The 16,422-nt window shown below is 71.7% G+C and carries 14 protein-coding genes and 1 riboswitch; of the genes, 8 read left to right on the plus strand and 6 right to left on the minus strand.

Translation table 11 applies throughout. The features are described from left to right. Positions 1-71: 71 nt before the first annotated feature. Positions 72-1,979, plus strand: coding sequence for a GMC family oxidoreductase (locus ABZT14_RS02545; protein WP_356295768.1), 1,908 nt, complete (start codon positions 72-74; stop codon positions 1,977-1,979). A 594-nt stretch (positions 1,980-2,573) separates the two neighbouring features. Here the strand turns inward: ABZT14_RS02545 and ABZT14_RS02550 are convergent. Beyond that, positions 2,574-2,861 carry a chorismate mutase gene (locus tag ABZT14_RS02550; protein WP_356295771.1) on the minus strand — a complete coding sequence of 96 codons (288 nt, stop codon included), beginning with the start codon at positions 2,859-2,861 and terminating at the stop codon, positions 2,574-2,576. A 457-nt stretch (positions 2,862-3,318) separates the two neighbouring features. On the opposite strand from ABZT14_RS02550, the gene guaA reads away from it, so the two are divergent. Next, positions 3,319-4,908, plus strand: a complete 1,590-nt coding sequence (gene guaA / locus ABZT14_RS02555) for a glutamine-hydrolyzing GMP synthase (protein ID WP_356295774.1) — start codon at positions 3,319-3,321, stop codon at positions 4,906-4,908. A gap of 93 nt (positions 4,909-5,001) precedes the next feature. Here the strand turns inward: guaA and ABZT14_RS02560 are convergent, their stop codons facing one another. Beyond that, on the minus strand, positions 5,002-5,712 hold the full coding sequence (locus ABZT14_RS02560) for a DUF3060 domain-containing protein (protein ID WP_356295777.1): 711 nt from the start codon (positions 5,710-5,712) through the stop codon (positions 5,002-5,004). Positions 5,713-6,742: 1,030 nt separating this feature from the next. On the opposite strand from ABZT14_RS02560, the gene ABZT14_RS02565 reads away from it, so the two are divergent. The 3 genes from ABZT14_RS02565 (at position 6,743) to ABZT14_RS02575 (ending at position 8,968) form a co-directional block, all read left to right on the plus strand. Then, entirely contained in the window at positions 6,743-6,988 is a 246-nt protein-coding gene (locus tag ABZT14_RS02565) for a helix-turn-helix transcriptional regulator (protein ID WP_356295780.1), read from the plus strand. Then, the gene (locus tag ABZT14_RS02570) at positions 6,985-7,536 is read left to right on the plus strand and encodes a hypothetical protein (protein WP_356295783.1); all 552 of its coding nucleotides are present in this window, start codon (positions 6,985-6,987) and stop codon (positions 7,534-7,536) included. The genes ABZT14_RS02565 and ABZT14_RS02570 overlap by 4 nt, the downstream gene beginning before the upstream one ends. A 171-nt stretch (positions 7,537-7,707) precedes the next feature. Beyond that, a riboswitch (cyclic di-AMP (ydaO/yuaA leader) is annotated at positions 7,708-7,861 on the plus strand. Positions 7,862-7,867: 6 nt separating this feature from the next. After that, complete coding sequence (locus ABZT14_RS02575) at positions 7,868-8,968, plus strand: NlpC/P60 family protein (RefSeq protein WP_356295786.1); 1,101 nt, start codon at positions 7,868-7,870, stop codon at positions 8,966-8,968. A gap of 100 nt (positions 8,969-9,068) precedes the next feature. Here ABZT14_RS02575 and ABZT14_RS02580 read toward each other — a convergent pair whose 3' ends face one another. The 3 genes from ABZT14_RS02580 to ABZT14_RS02590 form a co-directional block, all read right to left on the minus strand. Continuing rightward, the gene (locus ABZT14_RS02580) at positions 9,069-9,425 is read right to left on the minus strand and encodes a hypothetical protein (RefSeq protein ID WP_356295789.1); all 357 of its coding nucleotides are present in this window, start codon (positions 9,423-9,425) and stop codon (positions 9,069-9,071) included. 111 nt (positions 9,426-9,536) lie between these two features. Beyond that, positions 9,537-10,307 (minus strand): hypothetical protein, encoded by a 771-nt coding sequence (locus tag ABZT14_RS02585; RefSeq protein ID WP_356295792.1) that lies wholly within the window; start codon positions 10,305-10,307, stop codon positions 9,537-9,539. 207 nt (positions 10,308-10,514) lie between these two features. Next, entirely contained in the window at positions 10,515-11,510 is a 996-nt protein-coding gene (locus ABZT14_RS02590) for a hypothetical protein (RefSeq protein WP_356295795.1), read from the minus strand. A 454-nt stretch (positions 11,511-11,964) separates the two neighbouring features. Here ABZT14_RS02590 and ABZT14_RS02595 point away from each other — a divergent pair, with 454 nt between their 5' ends. Further along, positions 11,965-13,158 (plus strand): hypothetical protein, encoded by a 1,194-nt coding sequence (locus ABZT14_RS02595; protein ID WP_356297013.1) that lies wholly within the window; start codon positions 11,965-11,967, stop codon positions 13,156-13,158. Positions 13,159-13,257: 99 nt separating this feature from the next. Here ABZT14_RS02595 and ABZT14_RS02600 read toward each other — a convergent pair whose 3' ends face one another. Beyond that, complete coding sequence (locus tag ABZT14_RS02600) at positions 13,258-14,415, minus strand: acyl-CoA dehydrogenase (protein ID WP_356295798.1); 1,158 nt, start codon at positions 14,413-14,415, stop codon at positions 13,258-13,260. A 174-nt stretch (positions 14,416-14,589) separates the two neighbouring features. Between ABZT14_RS02600 and ABZT14_RS02605 the strand changes: the two genes are divergently transcribed. Both ABZT14_RS02605 and ABZT14_RS02610 read left to right on the plus strand, forming a co-directional pair. Further along, complete coding sequence (locus tag ABZT14_RS02605; protein ID WP_356295801.1) at positions 14,590-15,930, plus strand: UDP-glucose/GDP-mannose dehydrogenase family protein; 1,341 nt, start codon at positions 14,590-14,592, stop codon at positions 15,928-15,930. Positions 15,931-16,017: 87 nt separating this feature from the next. After that, positions 16,018-16,386 carry a VOC family protein gene (locus tag ABZT14_RS02610; RefSeq protein ID WP_356295804.1) on the plus strand — a complete coding sequence of 123 codons (369 nt, stop codon included), beginning with the start codon at positions 16,018-16,020 and terminating at the stop codon, positions 16,384-16,386. Positions 16,387-16,422: the final 36 nt, after the last annotated feature.

A 16,422-nucleotide genomic window follows, 5' to 3' on the forward strand; every position in this document is an offset into this window, starting at 1 on the left:
CCCCGGCCGCCCGCGCCCAGTCCCCAGCCCACCCGACCGCTGCCGGAGCCGAGCCGCCCCCGGAGGACCCCGTGTCACAGGAGCAGAACCCCCGCGCGAACACCCCCGCCGACCCACCCGACCACGACTACGACGTGGTGATCGTCGGCTCCGGTTTCGGCGGCTCGGTCTCCGCGCTGCGGCTGGCCGAGAAGGGCTACCGCGTCGCCGTACTGGAGGCCGGCCGACGCTTCACCCGCGAGACCCTGCCCAGGAACTCCTGGGACATCAGGAACTACCTCTGGGCGCCCCACCTCGGCTGCTACGGCATCCAGCGCATCCACCTGCTGAACAACGTGATGATCCTGGCCGGCGCCGGAGTCGGCGGAGGCTCCCTCAACTACGCCAACACCCTCTACGTACCGCCCGCGGCCTTCTTCCAGGACCGGCAGTGGGGCCACATCACCGACTGGCAGAGGGAACTGGCCCCCTACTACGACCAGGCCAAACGGATGCTCGGGGTACGCGTCAACCCCACCATGACCCCCTCCGACGTCCACCTGAAGGCCACCGCCGCCCGGATGGGAGTCGAGGACACCTTCCACCTCGCCCCGGTCGGCGTTTTCTTCGGCGACGGCAAGGACGCCGACGGCCGGCCCACCGCCGACCCCGGCCAGGAGGTGCCCGACCCCTACTTCGGCGGACAGGGACCCAGCCGCCGCGCCTGCACCGAGTGCGGCGAGTGCATGACCGGCTGCCGTCACGGAGCCAAGAACACCCTCAACGAGAACTACCTCCACCTCGCCGAGAAGGCCGGCGCCGAGGTCCACCCCCTCACCACGGTCACCGACGTCCGGGAGGACGGCCACGGCGGCCACCTGGTCACCGTGCGGCGCACCGACAAGGGACGGCGCGCGCCCACCCGACGGCTGCGCTGCGCCCGGGTCGTCATCGCCGCCGGCACCTACGGCACCCAGTCGCTGCTGCACCGGATGCGGGACACCAGGGCGTTGCCGGAGATCTCGCCCCGGCTCGGCGAGCTGACCCGTACCAACTCCGAGGGGTTGGTGGGCGCCCTCACCGACCAGCGCCGCTACCGCAGGAAGTACGGGCGGGGGGCCCGGCTCGACTTCACCCGGGGCGTGGCCATCACCTCGTCCATCCACCCCAACGACAACACCCACATCGAACCGGTCCGGTACGGCAAGGGCTCCAACGCCATGGGCGCCATGACGATCATGCAGGTCCCCCATGACAGCAGGCTGCCCCGGCTGCTGGCCTACCTGGTCCAGTGCGCCCGCCACCCGGTGCGGTTCGCCCGGTCCCTGTCCAACCGCAAGTGGTCCGAGCGGGTCATCATCGGCCTGGTGATGCAGACCCTGGACAACTCGCTCACCACCCACCGGCGGGACAAGGGGCTGGGCAAGGGCCTGCTCACCGCGCGCCAGGGACACGGCGAACCGAACCCCCTGTTCATCCCCCAGGGCGCGGAGGCCGCCGACCACCTGGCCGAGGAGATCAACGGCTTCGCCGGCACCAACGTGGGCGAACTGATGGGCACCCCGCTGACCGCCCACTTCCTCGGCGGCTGCCCCATCGGCGACTCCGCCGACACCGGGGTCATCGACCCCTACCACCGGCTGTACGGGCACCCGGGTATCCATGTGGTGGACGGTTCGGCCGTCTCCGCCAACCTGGGCGTCAACCCCTCCCTCACCATCACCGCCCAGGCGGAACGGGCCATGTCCCTGTGGCCCAACAAGGGCGAGGAGGACCCCCGTCCCGCCCAGGGCGGCGACTACGTCGAGGTCGAGCCGGTGGCGCCCCGCAGCCCTGCCGTACCGGAGGACGCCTTCGGGGCGTACCGGGTCACGGTGCTGCCGGTGCCCGTGGTGCCGCGTCGGGCACCGGACGGGGAACCCACCACCGGGGCGGGCACCGCGAAGGAACCGAACTCGGAGGTCACGTCGGGGGGTTCAGCCACCGCCGAGCCGAACTGACCGGTCTGGTCCGCCGTACGAGGCGGGGGAGGCGGCGCCTGACGTCGCGTGAACCGGGTCGCCGTACGCGGAGGTACCGCGCTCCGAGTGGGGCGCGGTGACTCGGGGGGCCGTCCGGCGTCGCCGGCGCGCGGGGCCGGTGCTGTGCGGGGGGTCGCGATACGGGCCCCGTCCGGTACGGCCGGGGAACGGTCCGCGGAGCGGCCGGTCCGAGCGTCCCCGGAACCGGCCGCTGAGTCCTCGCCGCTGGCGAGGGAAGTGACCGGGCTGCTGTCCCCTGCCGACCGGTCACCGCACCGGGGCGCGGTCCCATGACGCGGTCGTGCCCACCGTCTCGGTGGCCCACGGGCGTCCCATCGCCTCGGTACTGTGATCCCAGCGACGCCGGGCGCCCGGCCATGCTGAGACACCGGGTCCAACGAAGGGCCCCAGCCCCGGTCACGCTCCGTACGGGTGACCGGCCGCGCGCCCATCCGCCCCTGGTCGGAGCCGAGGTCGACTCCCCGCCCGGGTGGACGGGATGGCGCACCCCGGAGCGGGGGGAGTGGGCGGGGTGGTCCACCCGCTCCCGTGCCCCGGCGGCTGCCATGAGGGTCAGACCCGGCCCCGGCACAGCTCCAGCAGGGTCATCGCCAGCGAGGTGCCCGGGCGGCCCAGCTCCTCGCGGTACCGGCGGAGGATCTCCATCTCCCGCGTCAGGTTCACCCGGCGTCCACCGTCCTGGACGCGGGCCCGTTGGATGTCGGCCGAGACGGCCATCCGTTCCCGTACCAGGGCGATGATCCGGGCGTCCAGGTCGTCGATGCTCCGCCGGCTGTCGGCGATGGCCGAGTCGGCCGACCGCTCGGGAGCCGGGGCGGGAGCGCTGGAGGTGTGTGTCACGGTTTCCCCTCGGGGCTCGGGCCCCGGGACCACGTCACCCGGCACACCACAGGCGCCCCGGGTACGGGACCCGGGGCGCCTGTCGGATGTCAGTGGCTCACTGAGCGCACCATCGCTCCAGCTGGCAGCCGGCCGGGCCGGTGCCATAGCTAAATCGAGGGGCGCGGGTGGTGAACACGCCCCCAGTATGCACCTCGTCGGAACCGCCGGGAGTCGCGGGTGTAATGCCGGGAGACCTACGTCAGGTCCTGGACCATCCGGCCGCCCCCGGGGAGGAGAGCCGGCCCGGTCCGACGGCACCCAGGGGGCTCCCACCGGCGCCGGAGCGGTGACCGTCGGCACCGGAAGGGCCGGAGGGCACCGGTAGAATCGCCAGCGTCCGCCCGTACTCCCGGGAGGGCCGGCCCGCACAGGTGCGGAGCAGCGCACGTCCCTCCCCTCCGCCGAAAGGCAGCCTGTGGCACCCACGCCCCCCGAAACCGGAGCATCCGCCGTCGTCCTGGTGGTCGACTTCGGCGCGCAGTACGCCCAGCTCATCGCCCGACGCGTACGCGAGGCCAGGGTCTACAGCGAGATCGTCCCCTCCACCACTCCGGTCGCCGAGATGCTGGCCCGTGAACCGGCGGCGATCATCCTCTCCGGGGGCCCCTCCTCGGTGTACGCCGACGGGGCGCCCCGTATCGACCGCGCGCTGTTCGAGGCCGGGGTCCCGGTCTTCGGGATGTGCTACGGCTTCCAGCTGATGGCCCAGGTGCTGGGCGGCACGGTGGACAACAACGGGGCCCGGGAGTACGGCCGCACCACGCTGACGGTGACCCGGGGCAGCTCCACCCTCTTCGAGGGCACCCCCGAGGAGCAGACGGTCTGGATGTCCCACGGTGACGCCTGCTCCGCCGCCCCCGAGGGCTTCACGGTCACGGCCGCCACGGACACCGTTCCGGTGGCCGCCTTCGAGGACGAGGAACGGTCGCTGTTCGGCGTCCAGTACCACCCCGAGGTGATGCACTCCACCCACGGCCAGCAGGTGTTGGAGCACTTCCTGTACCGGGGCGCGGGCATCACCCCCTCCTGGACCACCACCAGCGTGGTCGACGAGCAGGTGGCCGCGATCCGCGCCCAGGTCGGCGACAAGCGGGCCATCTGCGGGCTGTCCGGCGGAGTCGACTCGGCGGTGGCCGCCGCCCTGGTGAACAAGGCCATCGGCAGCCAGCTGACCTGCGTGTACGTCGACCACGGGCTGATGCGCAAGGGCGAGACCGAACAGGTCGAGAAGGACTTCGTCAACGCCACCGGGGTGCAGCTGAGGGTGGTGGACGCCCAGGAGCGGTTCCTCAACGCCCTGGCCGGGGTCTCCGACCCGGAGGAGAAGCGCAAGATCATCGGCCGGGAGTTCATCCGGGTCTTCGAGCAGGCCCAGGCCGAACTGGTCGTCGAGGCGGGTCAGGAGGGGGCGGACGTGGCCTTCCTGGTGCAGGGCACGCTCTACCCGGACATCGTGGAGTCCGGTGGCGGCTCCGGTACGGCCAACATCAAGTCCCACCACAACGTGGGCGGGCTGCCCGAGGACCTGGAGTTCGAGCTGGTCGAGCCGTTGCGCCAGCTGTTCAAGGACGAAGTGCGGCGCGTGGGCGAGGAGTTGGGCCTGCCCGAGGAGATCGTGCAGCGCCAGCCCTTCCCCGGGCCCGGACTGGGCATCCGCATCGTCGGGGAGGTCACCCGCGAGCGGCTGGACCTGCTGCGGGAGGCCGACGCCATCGCCCGCGAGGAGTTGACAGCGGCCGGACTGGACCGGGACATCTGGCAGTGCCCGGTGGTGCTGCTCGCCGACGTCCGCTCGGTCGGGGTCCAGGGGGACGGCCGTACTTACGGTCACCCGGTGGTCCTGCGCCCGGTCTCCTCCGAGGACGCGATGACCGCCGACTGGTCCCGTCTGCCGTACGACGTGCTGGAGCGGATCTCCACCCGGATCACCAACGAGGTCGCGGAGGTCAACCGGGTGGTGCTGGACGTCACCAGCAAGCCGCCGGGCACCATCGAGTGGGAGTGAACCTCCCCTCCCCGTGGGGGAGTAGCGGGGGTGGAGTCGTACCACCCCCGCGTCCGGGACCGTCGGCGGGCGGTCCGTACCGTCCGGTCCGGGTCAGTTCACCTTGTTACCGGTTCCCAGGTCGGTGACCTTGGGGGAGCCGGGGGCGGACAGCGTGTTCTGACTGCCGATGAGCCGTACCTCGGTGGTGTCCTGGTCGGCCGCGACGGTGTTGCCGGTCCCGATCACCGTGACCTTCTCGCAGCCCCGCACCGTGAGGGTGTTACGGGAGCCGGTGACGGTCAGGACCTGGTTGCCCTCGCACTCCACCTTCTCCCTGCGTTCGCTGCCGGCGACGAAGCGGTCGCCGGAGCCGGTGTCGCCGTCCTCCTGGCCCGTTCCGCCGTCCTCCTGGTCGGTCCCGCCCTTCACCCTGCCCTGGTTGACCCTGCTTCCGGCCCCGTTGAGGTTGACCTTCGGCTTCTTCCCGTCGAGGCCCTCCTCCCAGGTGACGGTGTTGCCGGCGCCCGTGACGTTGAGGGTGCCGACCTTCTGGACGTTCAGGGTGTTGCTCGCCCCGGTGACGTCGACCTTGGCGCACTCCCCGGTGAGCGTCACGCTGTTGGAGGCGCCGGACAGGCTGACCTCCCCGCCCGATCCGCAGTCCACGGTGCGACGCTCCGACGTTCCGTTGATCACGGTCCGCTCGCCCGACTTCCCGCCGTCGCCGGAGTCGGAGTCGGTCCCTTCGGGAGAGCAGGCGGCCAGGGCCAGCAGGGCGGTGACCAGCAGCAGGTGACGGGGCCTGGGGCTCGGGGCTTTCACGGGACTCCTCGGTGCGGCGTCTTCGGGGGACTTCTGGGGCTTCCGGGCTCTACGGATCGGACGGGAACGAGGGCACAGCCTTCCCTACCGACCTGCCCAGGGGAACCCCGGGTGGGCCAACCTAGTGGCTTTCACGGTGCCCAACAGCCTTGTGGGAACGGGGACTTGTAGGCCGGGTCACGGGGTGGTGGGCGGAGCCGTCGGGTGGGGTGCCACCTGCCGCCGGACGGGCGTGTGCCGGGGGGTGAGGACGCGTCAGGGATGCCCGACGGACGGTAAGTAAGGTTTCCCAACGGTTCCGTGGGGGCGGTGACTTGGGGCTCGCCTCGGGTTCCGTCGTGGAGGCGGGTGGGGGGTACGGGCCGGTGCCCTTCGCCGGTCGAGGGGGACAGGAAGGTTTCCTGACGGTTCCTCGTGCGGGATGCGCTCCCTCGTGTGAGGGAGGGGCTCGGCCCGTGGTGGCCGGCTCGCTCCGTACGAGGTTGCCGGCTCCTGGGCGCGGCCCCTTTCTCCGTACGTCTCCAGGAGTCTCTGTAGGGAAGGGGTTTCGGGAAGGGGGTACGGCGGAGGCTCCGGCCTCGCGACCTGTCCGACGCCGAGGGTCTGGATGCGGTCGCGGCCGTCAGGGGGTGCGGCATGGAGGGAGCGGCGGCACGCTCCCTGTGGGGCGCCCCTGGTGGTGAGCGGATCCCGTCGGACGGGGGTCGGCCGACGGCAGTGCTCCCACCCTTCGTTGGGGTCGACCGGTTCGAGGCGGGGCCACAAGGGGGGCGACCCGAGGGTGGCCCCGGCGCCCCGCCCCCGGGCGTCGCCGCGTACTTCCGGGTGCCCCGGGTCCCAGCCGGTCCGATGTCCGGTCGCCCCCTGGCCCGTACCCCGCCCCACTCCCAACGGGCTTGGTGGGCGGCGGAGTTGGGGGCCCTGGGCGCCCGGTCGGCCGAGGCTTCCGAGGGTCGCTTTGTTCGGTGGGTTCCTGTGAGGTCAGTCCCCGCTGTTGCGGTACCGCTGAGAAATGTAGTACTCCTTATACATGAGCGAGCAGGTGCACAACAGGCTGTCGGTGGTGAGGGCGGAGAGGAAGGTTTCCCGTCAGAAGCTGGCCGAGGCGGTTGGGGCCCATTACCAGACGATCGGCTACATCGAGCGCGGGCAGTACAACCCGAGTCTCGACCTGGCCCTGCGGATCGCCGCGTTCTTCGGCCTGCCGGTGGAGGCGTTGTTCTCCCTGAAACCGTTCACCCCCCTAACCGACGAGATCTACGGGAGGCAGACATGACCCGTCCCCACAACCCCGCCGCCGGAACGGGGCGCGAGCCCAGCCGCCGGGACCGGTGGACGCTGCGCACCATGAACCGCGAGGAGGGGCGGCACCTCCATGCCACCCGTACCCGCCGCACGACACTGGTGCTGGGGCACATCGCCGTGACCTCGTTGATGGCCGGCTCCGCCATCGCCATGTGCGCGCTCGGCGAACCCTGGTGGGCGCTGGCTCTGTTGCTGTCCCTGGTGATGTGGGTGCCGTTGACCGGGATGCTGAACTCGGCCACGCGGGGGCTGCTGGAACTGCGCCCCCACATGCTGGACGAGCGCCAACAGGCCGAGCGCGGCGTGGTGATGGCGCGGGCGTACCAGCTCACCCGCTGGGGGCTGCTGGTCGCCCTGGTGGGTTGCGTGGCCGCGCACGCCCTGGGCTCCTCGTTGCGGGAGCTGTCCGGGCCGATGGCGGCGCTGGGCTTCCTCCTGCTGGTGACCCACTTCCTGTCGCCGCTGTGGATCGCCGTACTGCGGGTGGAGGACGAGCCGTTGGGTGGGGACGAGGTGTAGGCGGTCGCGACGGGCCGAGCAACCCCCGCGGATGACCGGGGCGCTGGGGCCGGACGTGGGGTAACGATGAGATATCGGACGTATCGAGCCCCAGGCTTCACAGCAACCCCACTTCTTGGCTACCGTGCCCTGCCAGGCGACCCGTACCCCCAGTCGGCGAAGGCGTCGACACGGGTTGCCCCGTCGAGTCCGGTCTCACCGGAACCGGGGACCCACAGGCAACACCGGGGTGAATCAGGGGACATGCGACGCGTGTCCTCCGTAGGGCGACCTTCCGAAGCCCGAACCCGACAGCTAACCCGGTAGGCGGTCCACGGAAGGAGCCGCGACCTTGGCGTCGCATCGCAAACCCCGCGGCGGGATACTCGCCCACTCCCGCCGTCCGGCGGTCGGAGTCACCACCGTCGCCCTCGCCTCGGTCGGAATGCTGGCCCAGAGCGCCCAGGCCGCACCGAACGACAAGCCCTCCCTGGAGGAGGTCAAGGAGCGGGTCGACACCCTGTACCGGGAGGCCGGCACCGCCACCCAGAAGTACAACGCCAAGAAGGAGCAGACCGACCAGCAGCGCACCAAGGTCAACAAGCTGCTGGACAAGGCCGCTCAGCGCACCGAGAAGCTCAACGACGCCCGCCGCACCCTGGGGAACTACGCCACCGCGCAGTACCGCACCGGGGGTGTGTCCGGCACCGCCACCCTGCTGCTGACCCAGGATCCCCAGGGCTTCTTCAAGCAGTCCCACCTGCTGGACCGGATGACGGGCCGCCAGAAGGAGGCGGTCAAGGACTTCCAGGAGCAGCAGCGCCAGACCAACCGGCAGCGGGTGGAGGCCGGCAAGAGCCTGAAGTCCCTCAGCGAGAAGCAGGCCACCCTGCGCGAGGACAAGCAGACGGTCCAGGGCAAGCTGGCCGAGGCGCGCAAGCTGTTGTCCAAGCTGACCGCCGAGGAGAAGGCGCGGCTGGCGGCCATCGAGCGGAAGAAGCGCGAGGAGGCCCGCCGCAAGGCCGAACAGCGCGAGCGGGAGCGGGAGAAGGAACGGGAGAAGGAGCCCCCGCCGCAGGACGTGCCCGACGACGGCAGCTACTCCGCCAAGGCCCGCAAGGTCATCGACTTCGCCAAGAAGCAGCTGGGCAAGCCCTACGTCTGGGGTGCGACCGGCCCCAACTCCTACGACTGCTCAGGGCTCACCCTGGACGCCTGGTCCGAGGCCGGGGTGCAGCTGCCCCGTACGACCTGGGACCAGGTCGAGGTCGGGACCAAGGTGTCCAAGTCGTCGATGCTCCCGGGCGACCTGGTCTTCTTCTACGACGACATCAGCCATGTCGGGATCTATGTGGGCGGTGGGCAGATGATCCACGCGCCCAAGCCGGGTACCAACATCCGCTACGAGTCGATCGACTACATGCCCTTCCACAGCGCGGTGCGCCCGGCCTGAGGCGCCGGACCACACTTCACGGTCACGCCGGCGTCCCCGTTCGTCGCGGGGCGTCAGGCGTGACCGTGGTCGGGGCGCCGGGTGTTCGCCCGGTGTCGCCTCAGCTCGTCCACAGCACGGCCACGAAGATGTTCACCGTGGTCAGCGCGCCGATGGCGGTGAACAGGGGTGCGGGTACCCGCTCCTCGTCCCGCTGGAGGTAGACCAGCGCCATCACCACCACGAGCACGGCGGTCTTGATCCCGATCTTCAGGTTGTTGACCGGGTTGTCGTCGGCCTGGTTGAGGCCGACCAGGATCATTCCGGTCAGCAGCATCGTCAGCGCGCCGTGCCACATGCCGGGGGAGACCCGGGCCTCTCCGGGCCCGATGGCCTTCAACTGGAACAGGAACCCGCCCAGCAGCGCGGCGATCCCGATGATGTGCAGCCCGACGAACAGATGGATCAGTACGTCCATGGCCGCAGCCTAACCACCGGCCTCCGGGCACCCGTTCACCGAGGTCCCCCTCGGCCGAAGGCCCGGGGCCCGGTGCGTCCGCGAACCGGTCAGCCGTGGGGCCCCGCGAGGTCAGTCCCGGGCCCCCTGCCGGGGGTGCCCCGGCGCCTGCGGGGGCATCGGCGGATGGACCGGCCGGGGTGGCGCGTACGGGGGTGGTGTGGGCGCGCGCGGGGGTGGTGGGGGCACGACGTACCGGGGAACGGCCGGGGTGTCGTCGGGTGGCCCAGGCAGGTAGCGGAGGCGGCCGTCCCGGTCTGGTACCGGGACCAAGCCCGCCTGGTCCAACACCTGTCGGTAGTGGGCGTTGCGTCGACGGGCCCACAGGAAGAGGGCGCTTCCCAGGGCGAGTACGCCCAGGTACAGGCAAAGGATCATCAGCAGGAAGTCGGGGTCGGACCTGAACGCCACGACGTTGACCGCGAGGGCCAGGACGGCCAACACCGCCAGAGCCAGTGCCTCGTTCCGGGTGGGCGGCCGGGTGAGGTCGAAGTTGATGCGCGCCTCCAGCAGTTCCAGGCGAGGGGCGACATCGGGCAGGGGCCGCAGGGTGCCACCCCGTAGCATCCCGGGGAGGTCGCCGCCGTTGCCGGCCTGGGGGAAGCGGACGGAGTTCTCCATCGCTCTCCGTTGCGCCTCCGGGCTGTGGTCGCGGCCGAGGATCATCACGTTCCGCGTGTACTGGCCTTCGCCCGCGTGGTGGGTGTCCTGGTACGCGAAACCGAACTCCTCGGCTACCAGGGCCAGTCGGGCCAGTCGCCTCACCGGGATCTTGCCGACGACCCGCACGGTCTCCTGGCTGCCCATCTGGCGAAGCATCCTCGACACCAGGCGTTTGCTCACGAGGTCCTCCCCCTAGTGGGGCCGCTCGTCTGAACGGCCCCACGGAGGATAGGGGCTTTGGCCGAACCGCTCTCCGTCGGTTTTCCTCCGCTTTCCTCGCCTGGTTGTGCGGCAGGGCCGGCGGGGTGGGTCGGGTAGCGCTGTCGCGGTGGCGGTGAGGGGCCGGGTCGCTGGTCAGCCAGGGGTCACGGACGTCCCACCCGGCAACTACCCCTGCCCGTGGGGCTGGTGGCCGGGGGCCTTCCCATGGGGCGTCGGAGGGGTGCCGTAGGGCTGGGGGGAAGCGCCGTACGGTCCCGGAGCGTGGGTGGGGTGCCCACCCTGTCCCGGGTTCGGCGCGGACGCCGGCCCCTGCTGGGGCTGGTACGCGGGTGGCTGACCGTAGGGCTGGGCCGGTGCCCCGTACGGTCCCGGGGCGTGGGGCGGCTGGCCGTACTGCCCGGGCGGCTGCGCCTGCGGGGGCATGGGTGGCTGCGCGGGCTGCGGCGTGGGGGAGGGGTGTCCCGGAGCGGAGGGTGCGGGCACCGGTGGGAACCCGAACCCCTGAGGGGCGAACGGATTGTGGTGACCGGGGAGTTGGCCGCCCGGAGGCAGGTACCGGAGCCGCCCCTGTCCGTCCCGTACCGGGGTCAGCCCGGCCCCCACCAGCACCCGCTGGAAGCGGGCGTTGCGACGGCGGTTCCACACGAAGCCGATGCCCAGGAGGAACAGGCAGCCCAGGGTCACCCACAGCACCACGAGCACGAAGTCGGGCTCCGACCAGTGGAGGACGGCGGTGAAGGCGAAGCCGAAGATCACGCTTCCCACGCCCCACAGCATCCGCTTCTCACCCCTGTCCCCGGTGAGGTCGAAGTTGACGCGCGCCTTGAGGAGTTCCAGGTGGTCGGCCGCGTCCGGCAGGGGCCGCAACCGGCCGCCGGGTTGCATCCCGGGGAGGTCGCCGCCGTTGCCGGCCTGGGGGAAGCGGGCGAAGTTCTCCGCCGCCCTTCGCTGGGCCTCCGGGCTGAGGTCGCGGTGGAGGGTCATCACGGTGCGTACGTTCTGGCCACTGCCCACCTGCTCGGCGTCCCCGTACATGAAGCCGAACTGCTCGGCGATCAGGGCCAGTCGGGCCAGCTTCGTCACCGTCGTCTTGCTGGTGACCTGCACCGTGTCCTGGCTGGCCATCTCGCGCAGCATCCTCGACACCTGGCGTTTGCTCATGGCGTTCTCCCCCGTGGTGAAACGCCCCGTCGACCCGGGCGCTCACGGAGCATACGGCAGCTTCCCGCCGGCGTACCCGCTCGTTTTCCGGCGCCCTCCCCACCCGGTGCGCCACGGGGGCGGTAAGGCAGAATCCGTACCGTCGTTTGTCGCGGGGCGCGAGGGGTGCCCGGCGCGGGAGGGGTGAGTGAGAGTGGCCGTCGACACCACCGGAGACGGCCCGGAGCACGACGGCCCGGGCGAGCCGACCACCGCCGAGCGGTCGGACGCCGAGGCGTCCGCCGCCACCGACCCCGGCGAGGTGCCCCCGCCCCGCGCGTCCGAACGGAGCGAACCGGTCGCCTCGGAGGAACGATCCGAGACCGAGGGGGCCGGGGAAGCCGAGACCTCCCGGGAGCCCTCGGAGCCCGACGGCGCCGAGGAGACCCCGGCCGAACCGCCCGAGCCGACCGCCCTGGAGCGGTACCGGCGGGCCCGGGCGGAGTACGAGGAACGGCACCGGCAACTCGCCGCCGGCGAGGGCGTACCGGACTCGGTGGTCAGCTCGCCCAGCGCCCGCCGTCAGTGGATCTCCGACGAACTGGCCAGCCGTGCCAGGGAGCTGGCCCGGCTGCGGGACGTGGCGGGGCACGGCTGGCTGTCCGGGTTGTGGCGCCCCAGCCTGTACACGGTCGGCGGCGCGGTGGCCTTGCTGCTGGTGGCCCAGGTGTCCACCGCGGTGGTCGCCGGCTGGACCCTGGCCCGTACGGCGGGACTGCTGGCCGCGCTGGTCGTGGCCGGGGTGGCGCTGCTCGCCGCCTACCACCACCGGCGCCGTGGCGGGCTGTTGGCGCCCCTGCTGGGTGAGGACAACCGGCTGTCGACCTCCCGGGTGGTGGCGGCCGGCTGGGTGTCCCTGCTGACCTACGCCACCCTGGTGCTGGCCCTGGAGCTGGGGTTCGCCAGCGGAGGGGAGCGCCGGCAGCGGCTGTTGGACGGAATGCAACTGGAGCGGGCCGCCGGGGTGTTGACGGTACTGGCCCTGACCTGCGCGGTGGCGGTCTTCGTACGCCGCACGGTGACGGTGCGGATCGCCGCCCAACGTCTCCAGAAGGTGCGGGCCGACCGTCCGCACGCGGCCGACCTGCTGACCGACGACTCCGGTCGCGGCAGCTTCGCGGACATCCAGTACGTCCTGCTCAACGGTGTCGCCTGGGTGTTCTGCGCGGTACGGCTGGCCCGCCAGCCCGAGCGGGTACCCGACCTGCCCTGGGGCCTCGCCCTGCTGGTCCTGCTGTCCACGGCCACCTACCTGGCCGCCAAGTACGCCGAGGGCGGCCGGCCGGTGATCACCTCGGTGGTCCGGGCACGTGAACTGGGCGCCCTGGACGGGCCCCTGCGCCCCGGGGACGACATCGAGATCCGGGGCGCGGGCTTCGTCCCCAGCGGGGCCGGCGACCCCGACCGCCTCTCCCGGGTCGCGGTGCGGGTGGGCGCGGTCCACGTCAGCGCCCCGCTGATCCCCGAGCCGAGGGGCTTCGGCAACCCCCGCGACGCGGTCCTCACCGTGCCGGTCCCGGCCGAGGTGGAACCCGGCCGGGTGGAGGTCCAGGTGGTCACGGCGGCCGGAGTGGAGACCAACCGCTACCCGATCGAGGTCCTGGACTGACGCCCCGCCGCCCTCGCGGGGCGGCGCGCGGCGTTCGCCGCGGGCAGGCGACGGCCCCCGGGGCGGGTGCCCCGAGGGCCGGTCACGGCCGGGGAGGCGTTACGGCAGGTTCCTGGCCATCACGATGCGCTGCACCTGGTTGGTGCCCTCGTAGATCTGCGTGATCTTGGCGTCCCTCATCATTCGCTCGACGGGGTAGTCGCGGGTGTAGCCGTAGCCGCCCAGCAACTGCACCGCGTCGGTGGTGATCTCCATGGCGGCGTCGGAGGCGTAGCACTTGGCGGCGGCGCCGAAGAAGGTGAGGTCGTTGTCCAGCCGCTCGGACTTGGCGGCGGCGGCGTAGGTGAGCTGCCGGGCGGCCTCCAGCTTCATGGCCATGTCGGCGAGCATGAACTGCACGCCCTGGAAGTCGCCGATGGGCTTGCCGAACTGCTTGCGCTCCTGGACGTAGCCCTTGGCGTAGTCCAGGGCGCCCTGGGCGATGCCGAGGGCCTGGGCGGCGATGGTGATCCGGGTGTGGTCCAGGGTCTTCATCGCGGTGGCGAAGCCGGTGCCCTCCTCACCGATGATGCGGTCGGCGGGGATACGGACGTTGTCGAGGTAGACCTCGCGGGTGGGGGAGCCCTTGATCCCGAGCTTCTTCTCCGGTGCGCCGAAGGAGACGCCCTCGTCGGTCTTCTCGACCACGAAGGCGCTGATGCCCTTGGTGCGCTTCTCGGGGTCGGTGACCGCCATGACCGTGTAGAAGTCGGAGTGGCCGGCGTTGGTGATCCAGCGCTTGACGCCGTTGAGCACCCAGGAGTCGCCGTCCCGTACGGCCTTGGTCTTCATGCCGCCGGCGTCGGAGCCGGCGTCCGGCTCGCTCAGACAGTACGAGAACAGGGCGTCGCCCTTGGCCAGGGGGCCGAGGTACCGGGACTTCAGCTCCTCGGAGCCGGAGAGCATCAGGGGCAGGGACCCCAGCTTGTTGACCGCCGGGATGAGCGAGGACGAGGCGCAGACCCGGGCGACCTCCTCGATGACGATCACGGTGGCCAGGGCGTCGGCGCCGGCCCCGCCGTAGGCCTCGGGCACGTGGACGGCGTGCAGGTCGTTGGACACCAGGGCGTCCAGGGCTTCCTGGGGGAAGCGGGCGTCCTCGTCCACCTCGGCGGCGAACGGGGCGATCTTCGCCTCCGCGAGCGAGCGCACCGAGTCACGGAGCATGTCGTGCTCCTCGGACGGCTGGTAGAGGTCGAAATCAGGCGTTCCCGCCACGGTGTCTCACTCCCTTGTGCTGCTGCCTCAGCTAATTACCGTTAAGTAACTCAATTCTAGTGGGGTCCTCTTCACCCGGCACGCGTGAGGTTGGCGACAGCCGGCCGCTATGCTCGCCCGCGCGGCGCCCGCGCCGCCGTAGCGCGCACCCACCCAGCGAGCAGGAGGCATCCCATGCCGCCCAGGATCACCGTCATCGGCACCGGCTACCTCGGCGCCACCCATGCCGTCGCCATGGCCGACATGGGCTTCGAGGTGCTGGGACTGGACGTGGTCCCCGAGAAGATCGCGCTGTTGGAGTCCGGCCGCGCCCCGATGTACGAGCCCGGCCTGGAGGAACTGCTCGCCCGCCACGTGCAGGGCCTCCCCGGCTCCACCGGCCGCCTGCGCTTCACCACCTCCTACGAGGAGGTCGGAGAGTTCGGCGACGTCCACTTCCTGTGCCTCAACACCCCGCAGAAGCACGGCGAGTACGGCTGCGACATGAGCTACGTGGACAGCGCCGTGGAGGCCCTGGCCCCCCAGCTGCGGCGGCCCGCCCTGGTGGTCGGCAAGTCCACCGTGCCCGTGGGCAGCGCCGAACGGCTCGCCGCCCGGCTCGTCGAGCTGGCCCCGGCCGGCTCGGAGGTCGAACTCGTCTGGAACCCCGAGTTCCTCCGCGAGGGCTTCGCCGTCCAGGACACTCTCCACCCCGACCGCATCGTGGTGGGCCTGAGGAGCGAGGACGCCGAACGCCGAATGCGGGAGGTCTACGCCCAGCCCCTCGCCGAGGGCACCCCCCTGGTGGTCACCGACTACCCGACCGCCGAGCTGGTGAAGACCGCCGCCAACTCGTTCCTGGCCACCAAGATCTCCTTCATCAACGCGATGGCCGAGGTGTGCGAGGCCGCCGACGGCGACGTGGTGAAGCTGGCCGAGGCCATCGGCCACGACGACCGCATCGGCCGCAAGTTCCTCCGCGCCGGCATCGGCTTCGGCGGTGGCTGCCTGCCCAAGGACCTGCGCGCCTTCATGGCCCGCGCGGGCGAGCTGGGGGCCTCGGAGGCGCTGACCTTCCTCCGGGAGATCGACTCCATCAACATGCGGCGCCGGGCGCAGATGGTCGAGCTGACCCGGCAGTCCGTGGGCGGGCGCCTCCTGGGCCGGCGGGTCGCGGTCCTGGGCGCCACCTTCAAGCCCGACTCCGACGACGTACGGGACTCGCCCGCGCTCAACGTCGCGGGGCAACTCCACCTCCAGGGCGCCCAGGTCACCGTCTACGACCCCAAGGGCATGGAGAACGCCCGCGCCCTGTTCCCCACCCTCGGCTACGCCGACACCGCCCTGGAGGCCGCCCGGGACGCGGACGTGGTGCTGCACCTGACCGAGTGGCGGGAGTTCCAGGAGCTGGACCCGGCGGAACTGGGCGAGGCGGTGGCCGAGCGGCGCCTGCTGGACGGGCGCAACACCTTGGACCTCCAGCTGTGGCGCAAGGCCGGCTGGAACGTACGCGCGCTGGGGCGCCCCACCGCCTGAGCGGTGCGCCCCGGCGGGCCGCTGTTAGACCCCGGGGCCATCCTGGGTGGGGGTTCGGTTCCGGGCCCCCACACCAAGGAGGAGCGCATGACGATCGCGTCCCTGGGCGTCTACGTACTCGACTGCCCCGACCCCGGCGCACTGGCCCGGTTCTACGCCACGGTCATCGGCGGCACGGTGCGGGGCGAGGGCGACTGGGTGGAGGTGGAGTCACCGGAGGGGACCCGGGTGCTGGCCTTCCAGCGGTCCGAGGGGTACATCCCACCGCGCTGGCCCGGCCAGGAGCACTCCCAGCAGGCCCACCTCGACTTCGACCTGCCCCGGGACCGTTGGCCCGAGGCCGGGGCCCGGCTCATCGAGCTGGGTGCCCGACTGGTGCAGGACGACGGGGACGGGGCCCGGAACTTCGTGGTCTACCTCGACCCGGTCGGGCACCCCTTCTGCCTGTGTGACTGACTCCGCCTGGCTGACTGACGAACGCCGAGGGGGCCG

The organism is Streptomyces sp. NPDC005438, from assembly GCF_040606315.1.
Classification (GTDB): domain Bacteria; phylum Actinomycetota; class Actinomycetes; order Streptomycetales; family Streptomycetaceae; genus Streptomyces.

Bases quoted from the DNA above. Each gene is read 5' to 3' on its own strand.
- ABZT14_RS02590 (WP_356295795.1), bottom strand. From the start codon at position 11,510: ATGAGCAAACGCCAGGTGTCGAGGATGCTGCGCGAGATGGCCAGCCAG.
- ABZT14_RS02565 (WP_356295780.1), top strand. From the start codon at position 6,743: ATGAGCGAGCAGGTGCACAACAGGCTGTCGGTGGTGAGGGCGGAGAGG.
- ABZT14_RS02570 (WP_356295783.1), top strand. From the start codon at position 6,985: ATGACCCGTCCCCACAACCCCGCCGCCGGAACGGGGCGCGAGCCCAGC.
- ABZT14_RS02610 (WP_356295804.1), top strand. From the start codon at position 16,018: ATGACGATCGCGTCCCTGGGCGTCTACGTACTCGACTGCCCCGACCCC.
- ABZT14_RS02580 (WP_356295789.1), bottom strand. From the start codon at position 9,425: ATGGACGTACTGATCCATCTGTTCGTCGGGCTGCACATCATCGGGATC.
- ABZT14_RS02605 (WP_356295801.1), top strand. From the start codon at position 14,590: ATGCCGCCCAGGATCACCGTCATCGGCACCGGCTACCTCGGCGCCACC.